This window comes from Paenibacillus sabuli (genome assembly GCF_014705605.1).
GTDB lineage: Bacteria > Bacillota > Bacilli > Paenibacillales > Paenibacillaceae > Paenibacillus_D > Paenibacillus_D sabuli.
The window spans coordinates 130620-148317 of the sequence record NZ_JACXIZ010000011.1 but is presented as its reverse complement, the minus strand read 5'-3'; the positions used below and the strand labels follow the sequence as shown (position 1 = coordinate 148317).

At 59.7% G+C, this 17698-nt stretch carries 16 protein-coding genes; 13 read left to right on the top strand and 3 right to left on the bottom strand.

What is annotated here, in order from left to right; genetic code table 11:
* Positions 1-327: 327 nt before the first annotated feature.
* The 5 genes from IDH44_RS05005 to IDH44_RS26410 all read left to right on the top strand — a co-directional run bounded on the left by IDH44_RS05005 (position 328) and on the right by IDH44_RS26410 (position 7473).
* Complete coding sequence (locus IDH44_RS05005) at positions 328-2355, top strand: methyl-accepting chemotaxis protein (RefSeq protein WP_223869377.1); 2028 nt, start codon at positions 328-330, stop codon at positions 2353-2355.
* A gap of 157 nt (positions 2356-2512) precedes the next feature.
* Positions 2513-4330 (top strand): peptidoglycan D,D-transpeptidase FtsI family protein, encoded by a 1818-nt coding sequence (locus IDH44_RS05000; protein ID WP_190915300.1) that lies wholly within the window; start codon positions 2513-2515, stop codon positions 4328-4330.
* A gap of 117 nt (positions 4331-4447) precedes the next feature.
* Positions 4448-5857, top strand: a complete 1410-nt coding sequence (locus tag IDH44_RS04995; protein ID WP_190915298.1) for a polysaccharide deacetylase family protein — start codon at positions 4448-4450, stop codon at positions 5855-5857.
* A 162-nt stretch (positions 5858-6019) separates the two neighbouring features.
* Positions 6020-6643 carry an RNA polymerase sigma factor gene (locus IDH44_RS04990; RefSeq protein WP_317890114.1) on the top strand — a complete coding sequence of 208 codons (624 nt, stop codon included), beginning with the start codon at positions 6020-6022 and terminating at the stop codon, positions 6641-6643.
* Positions 6640-7473, top strand: coding sequence for an anti-sigma factor (locus IDH44_RS26410; protein WP_317890113.1), 834 nt, complete (start codon positions 6640-6642; stop codon positions 7471-7473). Before IDH44_RS04990 ends, IDH44_RS26410 begins: the two co-directional genes overlap by 4 nt.
* A gap of 212 nt (positions 7474-7685) precedes the next feature.
* Here IDH44_RS26410 and ilvD read toward each other — a convergent pair whose 3' ends face one another.
* Complete coding sequence (ilvD, locus tag IDH44_RS04975; protein ID WP_190915296.1) at positions 7686-9371, bottom strand: dihydroxy-acid dehydratase; 1686 nt, start codon at positions 9369-9371, stop codon at positions 7686-7688.
* A 256-nt stretch (positions 9372-9627) separates the two neighbouring features.
* Between ilvD and IDH44_RS04970 the strand changes: the two genes are divergently transcribed.
* The 6 genes from IDH44_RS04970 to IDH44_RS04945 are packed head-to-tail and all read left to right on the top strand — an operon-like array spanning position 9628 to position 14321.
* Positions 9628-9933 (top strand): urease subunit gamma, encoded by a 306-nt coding sequence (locus tag IDH44_RS04970; protein ID WP_190915570.1) that lies wholly within the window; start codon positions 9628-9630, stop codon positions 9931-9933.
* 30 nt (positions 9934-9963) lie between these two features.
* Positions 9964-10332 carry an urease subunit beta gene (locus IDH44_RS04965; protein ID WP_190915294.1) on the top strand — a complete coding sequence of 123 codons (369 nt, stop codon included), beginning with the start codon at positions 9964-9966 and terminating at the stop codon, positions 10330-10332.
* Positions 10329-12041 carry an urease subunit alpha gene (ureC, locus tag IDH44_RS04960; protein WP_190915292.1) on the top strand — a complete coding sequence of 571 codons (1713 nt, stop codon included), beginning with the start codon at positions 10329-10331 and terminating at the stop codon, positions 12039-12041. Before IDH44_RS04965 ends, ureC begins: the two co-directional genes overlap by 4 nt.
* Positions 11990-12754, top strand: a complete 765-nt coding sequence (locus IDH44_RS04955) for an urease accessory protein UreF (protein WP_317890112.1) — start codon at positions 11990-11992, stop codon at positions 12752-12754. Before ureC ends, IDH44_RS04955 begins: the two co-directional genes overlap by 52 nt.
* A 30-nt stretch (positions 12755-12784) precedes the next feature.
* A complete protein-coding gene (gene ureG / locus IDH44_RS04950) occupies positions 12785-13474 on the top strand; it encodes an urease accessory protein UreG (RefSeq protein WP_190915290.1) in 690 nt (229 codons plus the stop codon).
* Positions 13443-14321, top strand: a complete 879-nt coding sequence (locus IDH44_RS04945; RefSeq protein ID WP_190915288.1) for an urease accessory protein UreD — start codon at positions 13443-13445, stop codon at positions 14319-14321. Before ureG ends, IDH44_RS04945 begins: the two co-directional genes overlap by 32 nt.
* A 110-nt stretch (positions 14322-14431) precedes the next feature.
* Here IDH44_RS04945 and IDH44_RS04940 read toward each other — a convergent pair whose 3' ends face one another.
* Positions 14432-15409 carry a hypothetical protein gene (locus IDH44_RS04940; protein ID WP_190915287.1) on the bottom strand — a complete coding sequence of 326 codons (978 nt, stop codon included), beginning with the start codon at positions 15407-15409 and terminating at the stop codon, positions 14432-14434.
* Between the two features lie 147 nt (positions 15410-15556).
* On the opposite strand from IDH44_RS04940, the gene IDH44_RS04935 reads away from it, so the two are divergent.
* Positions 15557-16012 carry a MarR family winged helix-turn-helix transcriptional regulator gene (locus IDH44_RS04935; protein ID WP_190915285.1) on the top strand — a complete coding sequence of 152 codons (456 nt, stop codon included), beginning with the start codon at positions 15557-15559 and terminating at the stop codon, positions 16010-16012.
* 15 nt (positions 16013-16027) lie between these two features.
* On the opposite strand, the gene IDH44_RS04930 is transcribed toward IDH44_RS04935, so the two are convergent.
* Complete coding sequence (locus tag IDH44_RS04930) at positions 16028-16636, bottom strand: 3'-5' exonuclease (protein WP_190915282.1); 609 nt, start codon at positions 16634-16636, stop codon at positions 16028-16030.
* 134 nt (positions 16637-16770) lie between these two features.
* Here IDH44_RS04930 and rbsK point away from each other — a divergent pair, with 134 nt between their 5' ends.
* Positions 16771-17679 (top strand): ribokinase, encoded by a 909-nt coding sequence (gene rbsK / locus IDH44_RS04925; protein ID WP_190915280.1) that lies wholly within the window; start codon positions 16771-16773, stop codon positions 17677-17679.
* The last annotated feature ends 19 nt before the right edge of the window (positions 17680-17698 follow it).

Below are 17698 nucleotides of genomic sequence, written 5' to 3'. Positions count from 1 at the left end.
CTTGCAAAATTTTATTTATTTTGAATGTTGCTGTTCATTTTTTAGTCAATTTGACCGATAATTTGTATAGAAAAGTCCCCCTACATACCTAATGATTTCAGAAATGGCCTCGCTGGCCTGCTGGTCAACCGCAAGGTCGGCCCATTTGCGGGGTTGAAACGATGCAGCGGACAACTATGAACAGGTGGTGTCAAGTCAATGAAATGGCTGGATAAGGTAAAGGAAGGCGCGGACAAATGGAAGAAGCAGGATTCCGGCCGCGAACATGAAAGTGGTAAAGGAGGGAGTTCAGATTTTGCCGTTTCGAGCGCCAAAAAGGGAAATCTTTTGACCCGCTCGGTAGGCATCAAGCTGTTCGTCATGATTTTTTTCAGTATTCTTGTTTGCGTGCTGGCGGTAGGTATTTTTTCCTACAACACCTCAAAGGATATTATTGAGGACAAAGTGGCCCAATCGACGGAGCAAACGATCGATCAATCGGCAGGAAAGCTGAATATCATGTTCCAAAATTACGAGGATCTGACGCTGCAGCTGCTGTTCGACAACGAGATTCAATCCCAAATGGGGGTCATGCGCAAGGAAACGGAGGCCTTCGCCAGATTCGAGGCCACCAAAACGATGGAGTCCAAATTCCAGTCGCTGATCATGAGCAATCAGACGATCGCCGCGGGTCATCTGATCCCGCTGCTTCCCAATTATACCGGCATCAGCGCAGGTGGAACAACATTGAATTACGAGACGATCAAGGAAGAGGAATGGTTCCAGCAGGTAGTGGAGCAAGAGGGCAAGACGCTCTGGCTGCCGACGCAGTCGGGCGGATTCGCTTCCAGTGGCAGCGAAAAAACCTACGGATTGGCCAGGCTGGTGAAAAGTGTATCGACGAACGAATCGGTATACGTGCTGCTGCTTGAAATCAAATACAGTCAGCTCGAGGAGCAGTTGACCGGCTTGGCCCTGGGGAACGGCGGCAGCGTTCGAATCGTCGATTCGGAGGGCGCCATCCTCTATTCGGAGCGCGACGAAGAGCTCGGCGCCGCTAACGGGGTTGTCCTGCCCGCCGAAATTAAGACGACGGATCCGAACTCGTTCCGCACGAAGAACAGCGAGGGAACGCAGGTATTGGCCGTCTATAAAAAGTTTAATCTGATGGATTGGCGTCTGGTCGGGGAAATTCCGGTCAATGAGCTCGTGTCCGATGCGAAGCAAATCCGCGATATTACGGTGATCGCAGCCATCCTGGCCGCGCTGCTCGCAATCGGGATCGGCTATCTCGTCTTGCGAACCATTGCGGTGCCGCTCATGCGGCTGCGCAATCTGATGAATGAAGGGGAACGGGGCAATCTCGCGGTACGCTCCAACATTCGCAGATCGGATGAAATCGGGCAGTTGGCCAACAGCTTCAACCAGATGATGGGGCAGATCACGATCCTCGTCAATCAGACGAACCAGTCCGCGCAGCTGGTGCTGGGCACCGCCGGGGAATTGACGGAAGCCTCCGGCAAAACTGCGGTAGCCGCCAAAGAAATCGCCGTAGCGACAGAAGAGATCGCCACCGGCGCCACCAGCCTGGCTATGGAAGCGGAGAAAGGCGCCGATCTTACCGCCAATATCGCGACTCAAATGGGCAGCGTAAAAGCCTCCAGCGGACAGATGGTCACGTCGGCGGGAGAGGTCGAGCAAGCGAGCCAGCGCGGAACGGAATACATGTCGGTGTTGATCGAAAAGACCGGTATGACCGAGGAAATGACGCGCTCGATGGTGGAAAAGGTCGACAAGCTGAAGGAAAGCACAGGTTCAATTCGTAAAATACTGGAAGTGCTCAACAACTTGACCAAGCAAACGAACATCCTGTCCCTCAACGCGACAATTGAGGCCGCTCGGGCAGGCGCGGCAGGCAAGGGCTTCATGGTCGTCGCAGATGAAATTCGCAAGCTGGCGGATCAGTCGCGTCAATCCATCGACGTCGTCGGGCAAATCACGGAGTCGATTCAGCGGGAAATCGACGAGACGGTGGGCGTGCTGTCCGAGGCCTATCCGATCTTCCAGGAGCAGATCGAGTCGGTCAAGGAAGCTAATCAGCTGTTCTATTCCGTACGCAACCAGATGACGCAATTCGTCAACCATCTCGGCTCGGTGACCGATTCCATCACCCAGCTCGATCAATCGCAGTCCGTCCTGAGCGAAGCGATGGAGAACGTGAGCGGGGTTGCCGAGGAATCCTCTGCTACCTCGGAGGAAGTTGCCTCGCTGAGCAACGAGCAACTGAACATCAGCGACGGTCTCGTCCGTCTCTCGAGCAAGCTGGAAGAGGTATCGCAGGAGCTGCGCAACTCGCTCTCACGATTCACAACCTAAGTCGGCGGCCTTGGTTCGCCTTCCTACATGTCCAGGACTGGTTTGGCGTTCAAGTGCCAAGCCAGTCCTGTTTGGTCGTAAATGGATGCCTAACAGGCGATCCGGTCATAATGACTAGAGGACCTACCAAAAGCCGCATTGACGACCGGGAGGGCATATGGAAAAAGCAGGCGACGCGAGAAGAGGCAAACGAATATATCGGGCTGGAGTGGCGTTGACGCTCGGGCTCGGCCTGCTGGTGCTGAGGCTGGCCTGGCTGCAGTGGCTTCCTCATCTGCCGGCAGCAGCAGATGCCGACCATTATCGGAGCGCTTCGGTTCGGCAACGCGAGCAAGTGCTTGAACTGGACAGCGGACGCGCGGATTTCGAGGATCGATCCGGCAGAGCCTGGACAGGTATGACGATTACGGCGTTGGCGGCATTTCCGGTAACGGACCGATCCCACAGCATGCGGCCGGAAGTGCTTGAGCGCCTGGCGGATGTACTGGCAGCAGATCCGGATCGCTTGCGCGTGTGGCTTGCGCAGTTGCGCGAGCCGGCTTTTTGGCGCGCGAATGCCAAACGCCCGCACGCCCTGACACAAGCGCAAGCTGACGGGATAAACAAGCTCGGCATCGAGGGCGTCGCGGCAGTGCCCTACCGGGAACGTTATCGCGACGACCATCTCGCGCAGCATGTGCTGGGCTACATCAGTCAGCATCCGGAGCGTCTGGAAGCCGACTATTCGCTCGAGCTCAGTCGCGGCAGCAGACATCGGAACGATCTGATCGGCGGAGCCGGGCTGGAAAAGTCGCTCGATTCGCTCATTCGCGGCCTGGGCGCGACGCGCATCCACCGCTATACCGACGGCGGTAGACGCAAGTCGCTGCACGGCCCGGCGAACCGGCTGGACAAGCCGGACAATCCATACTATCCGCTCAAGGTCCGGACGACGCTTGACCTTGGCTTGCAAGCCTCGCTGGAAAAATATATTGACCAACAGGGCTTGCGGGAAGGGGCGGTTGTCGTGCTCGACGCGGCGACCGGCGACATTGCGGCAATGCTCTCCAGGCCGTCCTATGATCCTGCGCATATCGGCGCCGGGGGAAGCGATACCCGCAATCACGCGCTGGCCGCAGCGGCGCCGGGCTCGATTTTCAAGCTGGTGACCGAGGCGGCGGCTTTGGAGGCCGGTGTGGTCGAGCCGGACGAGCATTTTACATGCAACGGCGAATATGGGCGTTACGGGCTGAGCTGCTGGAAACGAGGGGGGCATGGCGTACTGACGCTGGAAGAAGGGCTGGCACAGTCTTGCAATGTTGTATTCGCCACGCTAGGCGAGCGGCTCTCTGCGCGGCAGCTTCAGTCGACCGCCGACCAGCTCGGCTTGGGGCGGCGCATCGGCTGGGCGGACCCGGACGGCGTTGGCCCGCTCAAAGCGCGATTGCGTTTGCTCGGCGAGGAAGAAGCAGGAAGCGTGTTCAGTGCGCTGCCAGCTCAGCGGGACGGCGGTCTGCTCGCACAGACGGCAATCGGCCAGCGCGATGTGCGTCTCTCGCCGTTGCAGGCTGCGAACCTGATGGTCACGCTGCTTCATGACGGGCGCGTCAGCGCACCGCGGATCGTGACGGATATCCGTTATGCCAACGGGCAGCGTCTAGCTCGCTTCCCCGCTCGGACGGGGTCCTCAGCCTACGGCCAGATCTCGGCCAAGACGGCGCGCACGCTGCTGCGAGGCATGGAAGCGGTCGTGCGCAGCGGCACCGGACGTTCGATCCGAACGGCATGGCCGGCTGCGGGCAAGTCCGGGACGGCAGAGACGCTGGTCGCCGGGAAGCCTCGTGTCAATCAATGGTTCGTCGGCTATGGGCCGGCACTTCGCCCGAGGTATGCGGTCGCCGTACTGGCCGAGAACCGGCCGCCGGACAGCAACCACCTAGCGACTCAATTGTTCGCAGGTGTGCTCGAGAGAGTCGCAGCGCAGGAGGGGAAATAAATGCCCTAATTTCAAGGGGGTATGGTACAATAATAAAGTCGGCGTTTCAACCGGCTTTACAATCAGATGCTATGCAAGAATCGATGCAAGTATAGATAGATAGCGGGGAATGGCGTGATGGAAAATTTGCTGCTCTGGAGCTTCTACATTTTGACGTTTTACGCTTTTTTGCCCGGCATTATCAGCCGCACCTTTGGGTTTCGCGTGTTCAAAAAGGGTGTGGCCAAGCGCGAAATTGCCTTGACATTTGACGATGGTCCCGATCCGGTCTATACGCGACAGCTCCTCGATCTGCTCGCCGAATATAAGGCAAAGGCTACTTTTTTCGTCGTTGGCGCCAACGCTGAGCGTCATCCCGAGCTGCTACAGCGGATGCATCAAGAAGGCCATACGATCGGCATTCACAATTACGTGCACAAATCGAATTGGTTGATGCGCCCCAAAACGGTGCGCAAGCAAATCCATCGCACGGCGGCGGTCATTCGAAAGGCAACCGGGCTTCATCCGATCTACTACCGACCGCCATGGGGCATCGTCAATCTGTTTGACTTTTCCAACCTGGGTTACTTGCAAATCATTCTATGGTCCTCGATGTTCAATGACTGGCGGAAGCGTGTAGGGGTAGGCCGCTTGACCAAGCGCATGCTGCGCAAGCTGCGGCCCGGCGAAGTCCTGCTGCTGCATGATTGCGGAAGCACGCTGGGCGCGGATGCCGACGCCCCGCAAAACATGCTTGCCGCACTGCGCATTTATTTGCAGGAAGGCGACAAGCGCGGCTTTCGCTTTGTGACCATCAAGGAGATGATTGCCGCAACTGACAAGGCGAGAGAAGCGAAGGGGCCCAGTGTCTTTCAGCGCATGCTTGTGGCGCTTTGGCTGGGCTGGGAAAAGCTGTTTCATCTCCTCTTTCGGCTGCAGGCGGTGGATGGCGGTGAAGCCATCTTTTATTACCGCGTGCGTCCGTACAAAGGGCCAACGCTTCAATTGGCCAACGGGCTGACCGTCCGACCGTCCGACCCGGTTATCGAGCTGCATTTCGACAATAGCCGGCTGCTCGACATCATGCGGCGCTCCAGATCGATCGTGCAGGTCGCGCTGCTTGTCATTCGCGAAGTGGAGCAAGCCTTGCCTAAGCTAGGCGCTCACCTGGCCGGTAGGCCCGAGTACCGCGACATTCGCGCATTGTACGGGATCAGCATGATCAATCGCGGCTCCGAAGCGTTCGGATTCAAGGTAATCGATCTTCCGGGGGGGCTATTCAGCCGCTTGACCGGCGTATACCTTAAGCTGTTGTTGCGCATCCTTCATCCCTCCGGTCGCCGCAGATTGAACGGCAAATCCGATTCGCTTGCGCCGAAAATTATTGCAATGGGTATCGATGAATTCAGGTCCCGCTACGAACCGGGCGCGCGCGGTTCGGGCGGCGCGTCGTCGATCGATCCGGCGGTGTCTTCAAGAACCGATGCCAAAATCAAATCGTCCGCCCGATACGAGAACGAGAAAGCCGCCAGGGGAATGACGCCCTGAGCGGTTTTTTGCGCGTTCAGGACCCTGCGACGTTTCGCCTACGATGCACTAGGTTAATGAGATATAACGTGAAATGCCGCCGGTTGGATCACCAAAATTGCATTAAAAATAATTAAGCGTAAAGCTCGTGCGGGGGAATGGACAATGATGAGTGGGCACGCTATGATTGAAACTAAAGAGAACCGGACGCTCAGAGGAGGACTTGCCTTGCAGGACCCGGCTGGAGACGAACGTCTGATGCGCCGTATCGCTGGACGTGACAACGAGGCGTTGGAAGCACTGTACGACCGATACGAGCGGCCGGTGTATTCCTTTGTGTTCCGTATGGTCAAGGATCCGATGGCTGCTGAAGAAGTGGTTCAGGAACTGTTCATGCGGATCTGGCATTCGGCCGAACGCGTACATACGGGTGGCAGTCAGGGCAAAGTCAGCACCTGGATGTTTGCAGTAGCACGGAACCTGGCGATTGACTGGCTTCGCAAAAAGGGGAGAAGGCCTCAGGAGACCCAGGAGGAGGCAGCCTGGGAGCGCGTCGCCGACGGCGTTTCGACCGAGCAGGCGGTGGAACGCCGGATGCTGGGCGAGGAGATGCAGCAGGCAATTGGCGATCTGAACGAGGATCAGCAGCAGGTGCTGAATTGGATTTATTTTCTCGGGTATACGCAACAGGAGGTCGCCAGCAGAGAAAACATCCCTCTCGGAACGGTGAAAAGCCGGGTGCGACTCGCTTTGAAGCAACTGAGAAAGCGGTTCGATCATGGGCGAAAGGAGGGAGCCTGGCAATGATGGCGCAGCACAATCGTTGCGAAGATGTAGAATTATACGTGCTCGGCGGGTTGGAGCAAGAAGATCGCCTCGCATTCGAAGCGCATTTGGCAAGTTGCGTGCATTGCAAAAAAGAAGTGGACGAACTGATGCCGTTGCTGGATACGCTCCCGCTTGCCGTACAGCAGGTTGACCCGCCCGAAGGCATGAAGGATCGGGTTATGGCGCGCGTCTTTGACAACTCGAAGCCCGAGCTGGGCACAGTCGCTAAGCGGCGCATTCAGGAGGCGGAAGAACCGCCTTCACGAGATGGTGAACCGGCGCCGACTCGATTTAGATGGCTGACTGGCGGATTGGTCGCAATGATTGCCGGCTTAGCCGTATTTTCGGGAGCAATGGTATCGGAGGTACGAAAAATGGACGATCAAAACGCGCAGTTGAACGCTCAGGTCGCGGATCTCAAGCAGCAGCTCGCCATCTCGGCTCCAACTGACGCTACAGGTCCGCTTCAGGTCGAGAATGTCGTCTCGCTTGACGCAGGCACAGCGGACATTGTCGCACGCGGACTGGCTACAATCGTCATTGACAGTGCGGGGACCCATCTGATCATTCAAGCCGAGCAACTTCCGGCTCTGCAAAACGAAGAAGCCTTTCAGGTTTGGCTTCTTAAGGACGGACAGCCTGCCAGTGCGGGCACGTTTTTGACGCATGACGGCACCGGCGCGCTGTATCATACGATTGCCGCTGCTGAGAGCGAATATGATACGATTGCCATTACGCTCGAGCCGGACGCGCAAGGTAACGAACCGCGCGGTCCGATCGTGCTTAGCGCCCCGCTCACGTCTGCTTGAGCACAAAGCCTTTTGTCAACCTATTACACAAAAATGGCATAAATGAAACGTAGGCGACACAGTCTGGCTGTCTTTTTATGGCCAGGCCTAGGATCTCCAATTAAGTCCTAAAATAAAAAGGGACGGACCAGAAAATCAGTGAAAACTGATCGCTGGTCCGTCCCTTATACTTAATTTCGCTAAAGCCTGTCCAACCGTCGGGACAGATCTGCTTATACTTTCATGACACCGCCGGTGCTGGCCGAGGTGACGAGCTTGGAATAGCGGGAAAGGTATCCGGTTTTGACTTTGGATTCAAAGCCCTTCCAGTTCGCGCGCCGGGCGCTGAATTCTTCTTCGCTGATCAACAGCTCGATCTTGCGATTTTCGAGATCGAGCTCGATCTCGTCGCCGTCTTCGACAAACGCGATCGGTCCGCCCTCCGCCGCTTCCGGCGAGATATGTCCGATGCTGATGCCGCGAGAGGCTCCGGAAAAACGTCCGTCCGTGATCAGGCCGACTTTGGCGCCCAGGCCCATACCGACGATCTGCGAGGTCGGGGCGAGCATCTCGGGCATGCCTGGTCCGCCCTTGGGTCCTTCGTAACGAATGACAACGACGTGGCCTTCCTTCACTTTGCCGTTGGCAATGCCGTACAGTGCTTCTTCCTGAGACTCGAAGCAGATGGCCGGCCCCTTGTGATAGCCGCCGACGGAAGGATCGACCGCACCGACCTTGATGATCGCGCCGTCCGGCGCCAGATTGCCGAACAGGACGGCCAATCCGCCGCGGGCGCTATGCGGATTGGCGATTGTATGGATGACGTCCGTGTCGACGATCTCATGGCCCATTGCGTTTTCGCGGAGTGTTTTGCCGGTGACGGTGATGCAATCGCCATTGAGCGTGCCTTCTTTTTTGAACAGCTCGTTGAGGATGGCAGTGACGCCGCCGGCATTGTGCACGTCCTCGATATGATAGTCCGATGCGGGCGCGATTTTGGCCAGATGCGGCACGCGCTCGGCGACTTCATTGATGCGTTGGACCGGATACTCGAAGCCGGCCTCATGCGCCAGTGCCAGCGTATGCAGCACCGTGTTGGTGGAGCCGCCCATGGCCATGTCGAGCGCAAAGGCATTGTCGATCGCTTCGATCGTGACGATGTCGCGCGGCTTGATGTCCTGCTCGATCAGCGACATCAGCTGCGCGGCCGAACGCTTTACGAATTCCCTGCGCTCCGGCGCGACCGCGAGAATCGTGCCGTTGCCCGGGAGCGCCAGGCCGAGGCCTTCGGCCAGACAGTTCATCGAGTTGGCGGTGAACATGCCGGAGCAGGAGCCGCAGGTCGGGCAGCCGAACTGCTCCAGCTCGGTCAGCCCTTTTTCGTCGAGGTTGCCGGATTGAAAAGCGCCGACGCCTTCGAATACGCTCGAGAGCGAGATGGAGCGTCCGTCCGAGGTTTTGCCGGCCTTCATCGGCCCGCCGCTGACAAATACGGTCGGAATATTGACGCGCAGCGCGCCCATCATCATGCCCGGCGTAATCTTGTCGCAGTTCGGGATGCAGACCATGCCGTCGAACCAATGCGCCGAGACGACCGTCTCCAGCGAGTCGGCGATGATCTCGCGGCTCGGCAGGGAATAGCGCATGCCGATATGTCCCATTGCGATGCCGTCGTCAACGCCGATCGTGTTGAATTCGAACGGCACGCCGCCTGCCTCGCGAATGGCTTCTTTTACTATTTTTCCAAATTCTTGCAGATGCACGTGACCCGGCACAATATCGATATATGAGTTGCAGACCGCAATGAACGGCTTGCCGAAATCCTCTTCCTTGACGCCGGCCGCACGCAACAGACTGCGGTGCGGTGCGCGGTCAAAGCCTTTTTTAATCATGTCTGACCGCATTTTTTTGGTTGCCATGCCTTGTTCCCTCCTAAGAATAAATAAGCTTGCGCAGAATAATCCAGCGTCTGCGGCGCATTCGTCCGTAACAATCAGTGTAACATACCATACAAGCCCTGACTAGCGGTTAGGAGAAGCTATTCGCTGATACAGGTCTTGGCTTTTGCGCTTTGTTTCTTGCCTTATGTCACCTTATGTGACATTCGGGATTTACTTCAGCGGACGGCATGATTATAATGTAACTACAGAACTGGAAAATAACGAGGTGAAGCTGTTGCAATTGACCGAGCGCGAAAAAGAAAAGCTGCTCATCACCGTAGCCGCCGATCTGGCGAGGCGCCGGCTGGGGCGGGGCGTCAAGCTGAACTATCCCGAAAGCGTCGCCTTGATTACCTCGGAGATCATGGAGGGCGCGCGCGACGGACGCACCGTCGCCGAGCTGATGTCGCAGGGCACGCAGATTCTCAAGGCCGACCAAGTCATGGAGGGCGTGCCGGATATGATTCACGAGGTCCAGGTCGAAGCGACCTTTCCCGACGGGACCAAGCTCGTCACAATCCATCATCCGATTGCCACGTAAATTGTTCTTAATGGAGGTGAAGTCACGCGCATGATTCCTGGAGAATATCGGACAGGCCCGGGCGAGATCGCGCTCAGCCCGGGGCGTCGAAGATCGGAATTGATCGTCGTCAATACAGGCGACCGACCGGTCCAGGTCGGATCGCATTATCATTTTTTTGAAGTCAACCGGGCGCTGGACTTCGACCGCGAGGCGGCGTTTGGCATGCGGCTGGATATCCCGGCGGGCACGGCCGTCCGCTTCGAGCCCGGGGAGGAGAAGCCGGTCCGGCTCGTCGCGCTGGGCGGCACACGGCAAGCGTACGGGCTCAATAATCTGACGCAAGGACCGGTGGGTGACGGCCCGCTGCCAGCCGAGGTGCGCCAGCGGCTCGAGCGCTGGCAGGAGGCGGGCCGATGAGCCGAATGGATCGCGCCAGCTATGCGCAAATGTTCGGCCCGACAGCCGGCGACGCCGTGCGGCTCGCCGATACCGAGCTATGGGCCGAGGTTGAGAAGGACTACACCGTCTACGGCGACGAATGCAAATTCGGCGGCGGCAAGGTCATCCGCGACGGCATGGGCCAGTCGGGCAGCGCCGTGCGCGCCGACGGCGTGCTGGATACGCTGATTACGAATGCGGTCATCATCGACCATTGGGGCATCGTCAAGGCGGATATCGGCCTTAGGGACGGCCAGATCGTGGGCATCGGCAAGGGCGGCAATCCGGAAATCATGGACGGCGTCGACGCCAACATGATCGTCGGCGCAGGTACAGAGGTCATTGCAGCCGAGGGCAAAATCGTGACGGCGGGCGGCATCGACGCCCATATTCACTTCATCTGCCCACAGCAGATCGAGACGGCGCTGGCCTCCGGCGTGACGACGATGATCGGCGGCGGCACGGGACCCGCGACCGGCACCAACGCCACCACCTGTACGCCCGGCGCCTGGCATATGCGGCGCATGCTGGAAGCTGCGGAAGCTTTTCCGATGAATATCGGCTTCACCGGCAAGGGCAACGCTTCCGCTACAGCGCCGCTGATCGAACAGATCGAAGCTGGTGCGATCGGACTCAAGCTGCACGAGGACTGGGGCACGACCCCGGCTGCGATCGACGCTTGTCTGCAGGCCGCAGACCAATACGACGTGCAGGTCGCGATTCATACGGATACGCTCAACGAAGCGGGCTTCCTAGAGGATACGCTGCGCGCCATCGGCACGCGCACGATTCACACGTATCATACGGAAGGCGCCGGCGGCGGACATGCCCCGGATATTATCCGCGCGGCGGCGGAGCCGAACGTGCTGCCCTCCTCGACGAATCCGACCCGCCCGTTCACAGTCAATACGATCGAGGAGCATCTGGATATGCTGATGGTGTGCCATCACCTCGACAGCCGCATTCCCGAGGACGTCGCGTTCGCCGATTCGCGTATCCGGCCGGAGACGATCGCCGCCGAGGATATCCTGCACGACATGGGTGTCTTCAGCATGATCAGCTCCGATTCCCAGGCGATGGGACGCGTCGGAGAGGTCATCATGCGCACCTGGCAGACGGCGGACAAGATGAAGCGCCAGCGCGGTCCGCTCGCGCCCGACCAGGAGAGCGACAACTTCCGGATCAAGCGCTATGTTGCCAAGTACACGATCAATCCGGCGCTGACACACGGCATCTCGCATCTCGTCGGATCTGTCGAGCCGGGCAAGTTCGCCGATTTGGTGCTGTGGAATCCGATGTTTTTCGGCGTCAAGCCGGACCTGGTGCTCAAGGGCGGCAGCATCGCCTACGCTCAGATGGGCGATCCCAATGCCTCGATCCCGACGCCCCAGCCGGTATACGGCCGGCCGATGTTCGCAGCCTACGGCAAATCGGTGCAGCAAAGCAGCATTACCTTCGTCTCGCAGGCCGCGCATGCGCGCGGCATCGCCTCCGAGCTGGGGCTGCAAAAGCGCGTTGAGCCGGTGAAGGGCTGCCGCACCGTCGGCAAGAAGGACATGATTCATAACAGCGAGACCCCGCGCATCGAGGTCGATCCGGAAACATACAAGGTGAGCGTGGACGGGGAGCATGTGACGTGCGAGCCGTCCAGCGTGGTGCCGATGGCACAGCGCTACTTCCTGTTCTGATGGCACGCGAGGAAGGTGGCCAGGACGGCGCATGGGCGTGGCTGAGGCTGCAGCAGCTGCTCGATTCGGCTCTGCCGATCGGCGGGTTCGCGCATTCCTTCGGCCTGGAAGCGCTGGCGCAGCGCGGACGCGTCGTCACGAGCGCACAGCTGGAGCGCTATGCCGAAGCGATGCTCGATCAGTCGTGGGCGCCGGCGGATGCGATGGTGCTCAAGGCGGTCTACCGCGATGCCGGGCGTGAGGACCTGTCGCGTATCTGGGCGGTCGAGCGGCTCGTGCACGCGCAGCGGCTCGGGCTGGAGACGCGATCGGGGGTGGAGAAGATGGGACGGCGGCTGCTGCAGCTGTACGATGCGATCTACCCGGAATTGCCGCTGCCGCGGCTGCATGCGGCGATGCGCGCAGGGCGCTGCGACGGCACCCATCCGCTCGTGCTCGGCTGGATCTGCCACAGGCTCGGCGTGCCGCTAGACCAAGCGGTGCAGGGCTATCTGTACAGCAATCTCGTCACCTGCGTCAACAGCGCGCTGCGGCTGATCCGGATGGGCCAGACCGAGGGTCAGGCGATCGTAGCGCGGCTGCTGCCGGCCGCGGCGGCGGCCTGGCGCGCGGTCGAGGACCAGGAGCCGGAGGACGCCTGGATGAATATGCCCGAGGCGGAGCAAGCGACGATGCAGCACGAAGCATTGGATGCGCGGTTGTTCATGTCATAAAAAAGACCATACGAAACGGAGGCGTCAACCATGTGTCAAGGACAAGGCGGAGCACATCATCATCACGGCTGGGAGCAGCCGCAGCCGCAGGGGAACCGGCCGATGCGGATCGGCATCGGCGGGCCCGTCGGCTCGGGCAAGACGGCGCTGCTCGAACGCATCGCAGGGGCGCTGAGCGAAAAATTCAGCATCGGGGTCATCACGAACGATATCTATACGAAAGAGGATGCCCAGATTTTGCTGCGCACCGGCGTGCTGCCGGAGGAACGCATCATCGGCGTCGAGACCGGCGGCTGCCCGCATACGGCCATTCGCGAGGACGTTTCGATGAACTTTGAGGCGGTCGAGGAGCTGGAGCGCCGCTTCCAGCCGCTGGATGTCATCTTCATCGAAAGCGGCGGCGACAACCTGGCGGCGGCTTTCAGTCCGGAGCTGGTCGACCGGTTCATCTATATTATCGACGTGGCGCAGGGCGAGAAGCTGCCGCGCAAAGGCGGACCGGGCATCATGCGCTCGGATCTGCTGCTCGTTAACAAAATCGATCTGGCGCCGCATGTCGGAGCCAGCCTGGACGTCATGAAGTCCGATACGGCGCGGGTGCGCGGCGAGCTGCCGTACGTCTTCTCCAATCTGCACGGCGGCGAAGGGGTAGACGACATCATCTCCTGGATCGAGCATGAGCTGGCCCATGCCAAAGGCATCGAACATAGCCACGCCTGAGTCGGCGAAGCCGGCGGCGGTCGGCTTGACCGCGCGGCTGCGCGCCCGCTTCGTCCGGCACGGCGAACGCACGGCCTTGGCCGAGCGTTACCATAGCGCGCCGCTCAAGATCGCCAAAAGCTTCCCGCTGCGCGAGCGGCAGCTCGGCGTCATCGTCATGGACGTCTCCCCCGGCATGCTGGCCGGGGATCGCTATGAGCTGGAATGGGTGTGCGAAGCCGGCACGCACGCGTATGTGACGAATCAGAGCTATACCAAGGTGCATCCGAGCGAGCCTGCGCATCCTGCGATGCTGCGGCAGCGCTATGTGCTCGGCCCGGACGCCGTCTGCGAAGCGATGATGGAGCCGCTCATGCTGTACCGGGAGGCGGCGCTCGACAATCGGACGGAGGTGCGGCTCGCACCGGGCGCAGTCTGGATGCAGAGCGAGGTGCTCTGCCCGGGGCGGGCGCTGCGCGGCGAGCGCTTTGCGTACCGGCGCCTCGACAATCGGCTGCGCGTGCAGCTCGGCGAGGAGCTGATTTTTGCCCAGCGCCAACTAATCGTGCCGCAGGAGCAGCGGCTCGGCGCGCCTGGCGCGTGGGGAGACGCGACGCATGCCGGTATGTTCTATTGCATGGGCGACCGCGTGCAGCCGAATCATGCCGGCGCGGTCAGACAAGCGCTCGGCGAGCTGCCCGTTCGCGACCGGTCGCTGCGATGGGGCGTGTCGCCGGCCTACCGGCACGGCCTGACGGTCTCGGTGCTGGGCGATTCGGCCTGGGCGGTTCAAGAGGCGCTCCATCGCGCCTGGTCCGCGGCGCGCGCGGCGCTCCTGGAGCTAACGCCGCTGCAATTTCGCAAGTAGAACCCGCAGCCTCGGGAGGCTGCGGGTTTTAAGAGCTGAAATGCTGCGCGATGATCGTCAACTCGAGATCCTGCCAGTTGAGCAACGCGACCGGTTCTTCACGCGACCCATCAGGCGTTCTCCGACAAACGAATGATCCGGCGATAAAACGTGTGATCGCCGCCGATGTCCAGCTTGTATTCTTTCAGCATATTGTCGTCCGGCCAGCAGCGAAAGGCAGTGGCGACAGGCAAATATCCCATAGCCACTCCAAGCCCGCCGCAAATGTTGCTGCCGCCGTCGCCGCCCTTCAGCAGACACGGCGCGTCCACGACCTCATACCGGTATGGATCATAGGCAATGCTCAGGCCAAACTGGTTGGGCAGCTCCAGCTCGTATGGCTTGCCCGCCAACTCAGGGTCATCGAAATGACGGATGCGCATCCCGTAATCGAAGCTGTCCCCCCAACGCCATAGCGTGCGACTGCCGCCGCCGCACAAGTATTCCCATTCGTCCTCCGTGGGCAAAGCAAAGCAATCCCGCCTCAATCCGTGAAGCAGTTGCTCATAGGACCGCGGTTCGTAAAGTTCAATCAGCGTGCCGCCGTCGGTTCGGGTCAGCCGCAATGACTTGTGGATGGTCAGCATACGGCCGGAGCGGGATTGAAACTTTTCTATGGCTTCCTGTTGACGTGGTGTCAATTTCGGACTGTCGGCAGCTACAGTGTGCCAGCCGATCTCGCGCAGCCGGCATTCCGCCAGCATCGGTCCGACGGTTGCCGTACGCTCAGGCGACAACGTGTCAGCCAGCAACGAGAGCAGCTCGCCCGCTCCGTATTCGGCCAACGTATCCTCGAATTCACGGCTTGTTTTCTCATCCGGTCCGACAGCGAAAGAAGACCAGCCCAACGTAACGCTGTCGCCCGGCACAAATACAAATTCGCTGCCTTCCAGTTCATAGATAGCGGTATCCGTCCGCATGCCGAACCGCTCAAAACAGGCGAACCGTTTGAACTTCAAATTAGGATGGAGAGCTGTGAGAGACTCCAGCAAGGATTGGCGTTGATAAGAATTTAACCGCACATAAGCTGTTCGATCGTATTGGTTCATGTCAGTTCCTCGCAGTCCGACAGCCTGAACGGCCGGCTGTCTGTATGTGGTCCATGTCCTATTGCCGTATTCTTAAAGATTGACGAAAATTAGTTTACGTGATAAAATATTTAAAACTAAAATAAGTGGCGGAAGGAGGGCTGGGCAGTGCGCACTCGAGAAGAGCAAGAGCGCCATTGGCAGCATCTGAATCGGCTCGACGAAGCCTTCCGGCAGCTGCGCAAGCTCCTGCTGACGGAATGGAACAAGCGCGGCGTCGCCGGACTCGGCGTCACCCAAGCGAAGCTGCTGTTCAAGCTGTCAGCGCAAGGCGCGCAAAAAGTGTCGGCGCTCGCGGAGATGCTGGCCGTAACCTCGGGAGCGGTCACGGGCATGGCCGACCAGCTGATCGAGCAGGGGCTCGTCAGCCGGGAGCGCAGCGAGACGGATCGGCGCATCGTGATGCTGGATATTACGGAGGAAGGGCGCAAGCTGGTCGAGGATATCAACAGCCGGAAGCTGGAAATCATGGAGCTGTTGACTGTCGGATTGGAGGAGGGAGAGCTGCAGGAGCTGTCCCGCCTCATGGGCAAGCTGGTCGATGCGCACGCTCAACGGGACTAGCGCGCGCACAACGGCTCACGCATAGCGCAGCGACACGCTGCGTGCCTTGGCGTGCGCGGGGTACCATTTGGGCGGACCGTGCTTGGCCAAGTAGCCGAGCGTATTGACCAGATCGTCGACTGGCGCTTCTTCGTTCAACCGCTTCAGCAGCTCCCAGCAGGCCAGCACGTCGTAATCGGCGCGGTGGGCCTGATCGAGCGCAATGCCGTAGCGCGCGCACATGTCCTTGAGAGTGTGCGGATAGGGCTGGCGCAGCCGGCTGATCGTAAGCGTGTCGATGAAGTCGTTGGTAAACGAGCGCCCGGCCAGTCGAAGCAGCGTGTGATGCAAGAAGCTAAGATCGAATGCGGCGTTATGCGCAACGATCGTATTCGACCCGATCATGCGGTTCAGCATCCGAAAAGCCGTCTCCTCGTCCATGCCGCCTACGAGCATGTCGGACGTAATGCCCGTCAGCTCGGTGATTTTTGGCGCGAGCGTGCCTTTGAATTGAATCAGCGTGCTGAAATGACCGACAATCTCGCCGTCGTGGCAACGAATGGCGCAGAGCTCGATGACCCGGTCGCGCTGCGGATTCAGACCGCTGGTCTCAAAGTCCAGAACCGTAATGTCATCCAATTGCATGGGCTCACCTCAAGTTGTGTCCTTCGTCAAGCTTGGTAAAATATGCTGTTGTCTCTAATCGAATTATACTATAATTTGGGTGAGAAATGGACCAGCAATGAAAGAAAGAATAGGAGAAAGCAGGGGGAGAGCAAATGAAACGACCGTTCATTGCGATAGCGGGGAGCTTGAATATGGATCTGGTGGTGTCGGCTGATCGCCAGCCCAAGCTCGGCGAGACAATCCAGGGCAGCTCGATCGATCAGGTCCCTGGAGGCAAGGGGGCCAATCAGGCCGTCGGCTGCGCCAGACTCGGCGCACATGCCGCCATGATCGGCTGCGTGGGGAACGACGACTTTGGCGTGCGGATGCTGGATAATCTGACGCATAATGGCGTCGACAGCCAAGCGATCGCGGTGCTGGAGGATGTCCCGTCGGGGATCGCCTCGATCACGCGCACGCCCGAGGACAACTGCATCATCGTCGTGGATGGCGCCAACGGCCGCTGCGACGGGGCCGCTGTCAACCGGCATGCCGGCGTGCTGGAACGGGCGGACGTGCTGCTCGTGCAGTTGGAGATTCCGCTGGAAGGGGTAAGAACGGCGATGGGCCTCGCCAGCGGTGGCGATGCGACGGTTATTCTCAATCCGGCGCCCGCGCAGGCGCTCCCGGAGGATCTGCTCCGGCTGGCCGATTATATCACGCCCAATGAATCGGAGTGGGAGCTGCTGAGCGGGACGCGTGTCCGTGACGACGAGGCGCTGCGCACTTCGATGCTGGAGTGGGAGCGCAGGCTGGGCAGCAAGGTCGTCGTCACGCGAGGCAAAGATGGCTGCTCGTATCTCGAGGAGGAGCGGCTCGTGACCGTCCCCGCCCCGGCGACCGAGGTGGTCGACACGACCGGCGCTGGCGATACGTTCAATGCGGCGCTCGCGTATGCGCTCGGCAGCGGCACGTCGCTCGCTGCGGCCGTAGAGCTGGCGATCCGCTGTGCGTCGCTGTCGGTACGGCGCTTTGGCGCGCAAGGCGGTATGCCCACCGGCGAGGAGGCGGGGCTGGCGTAGCGCCCGCCGCGTCAGGACC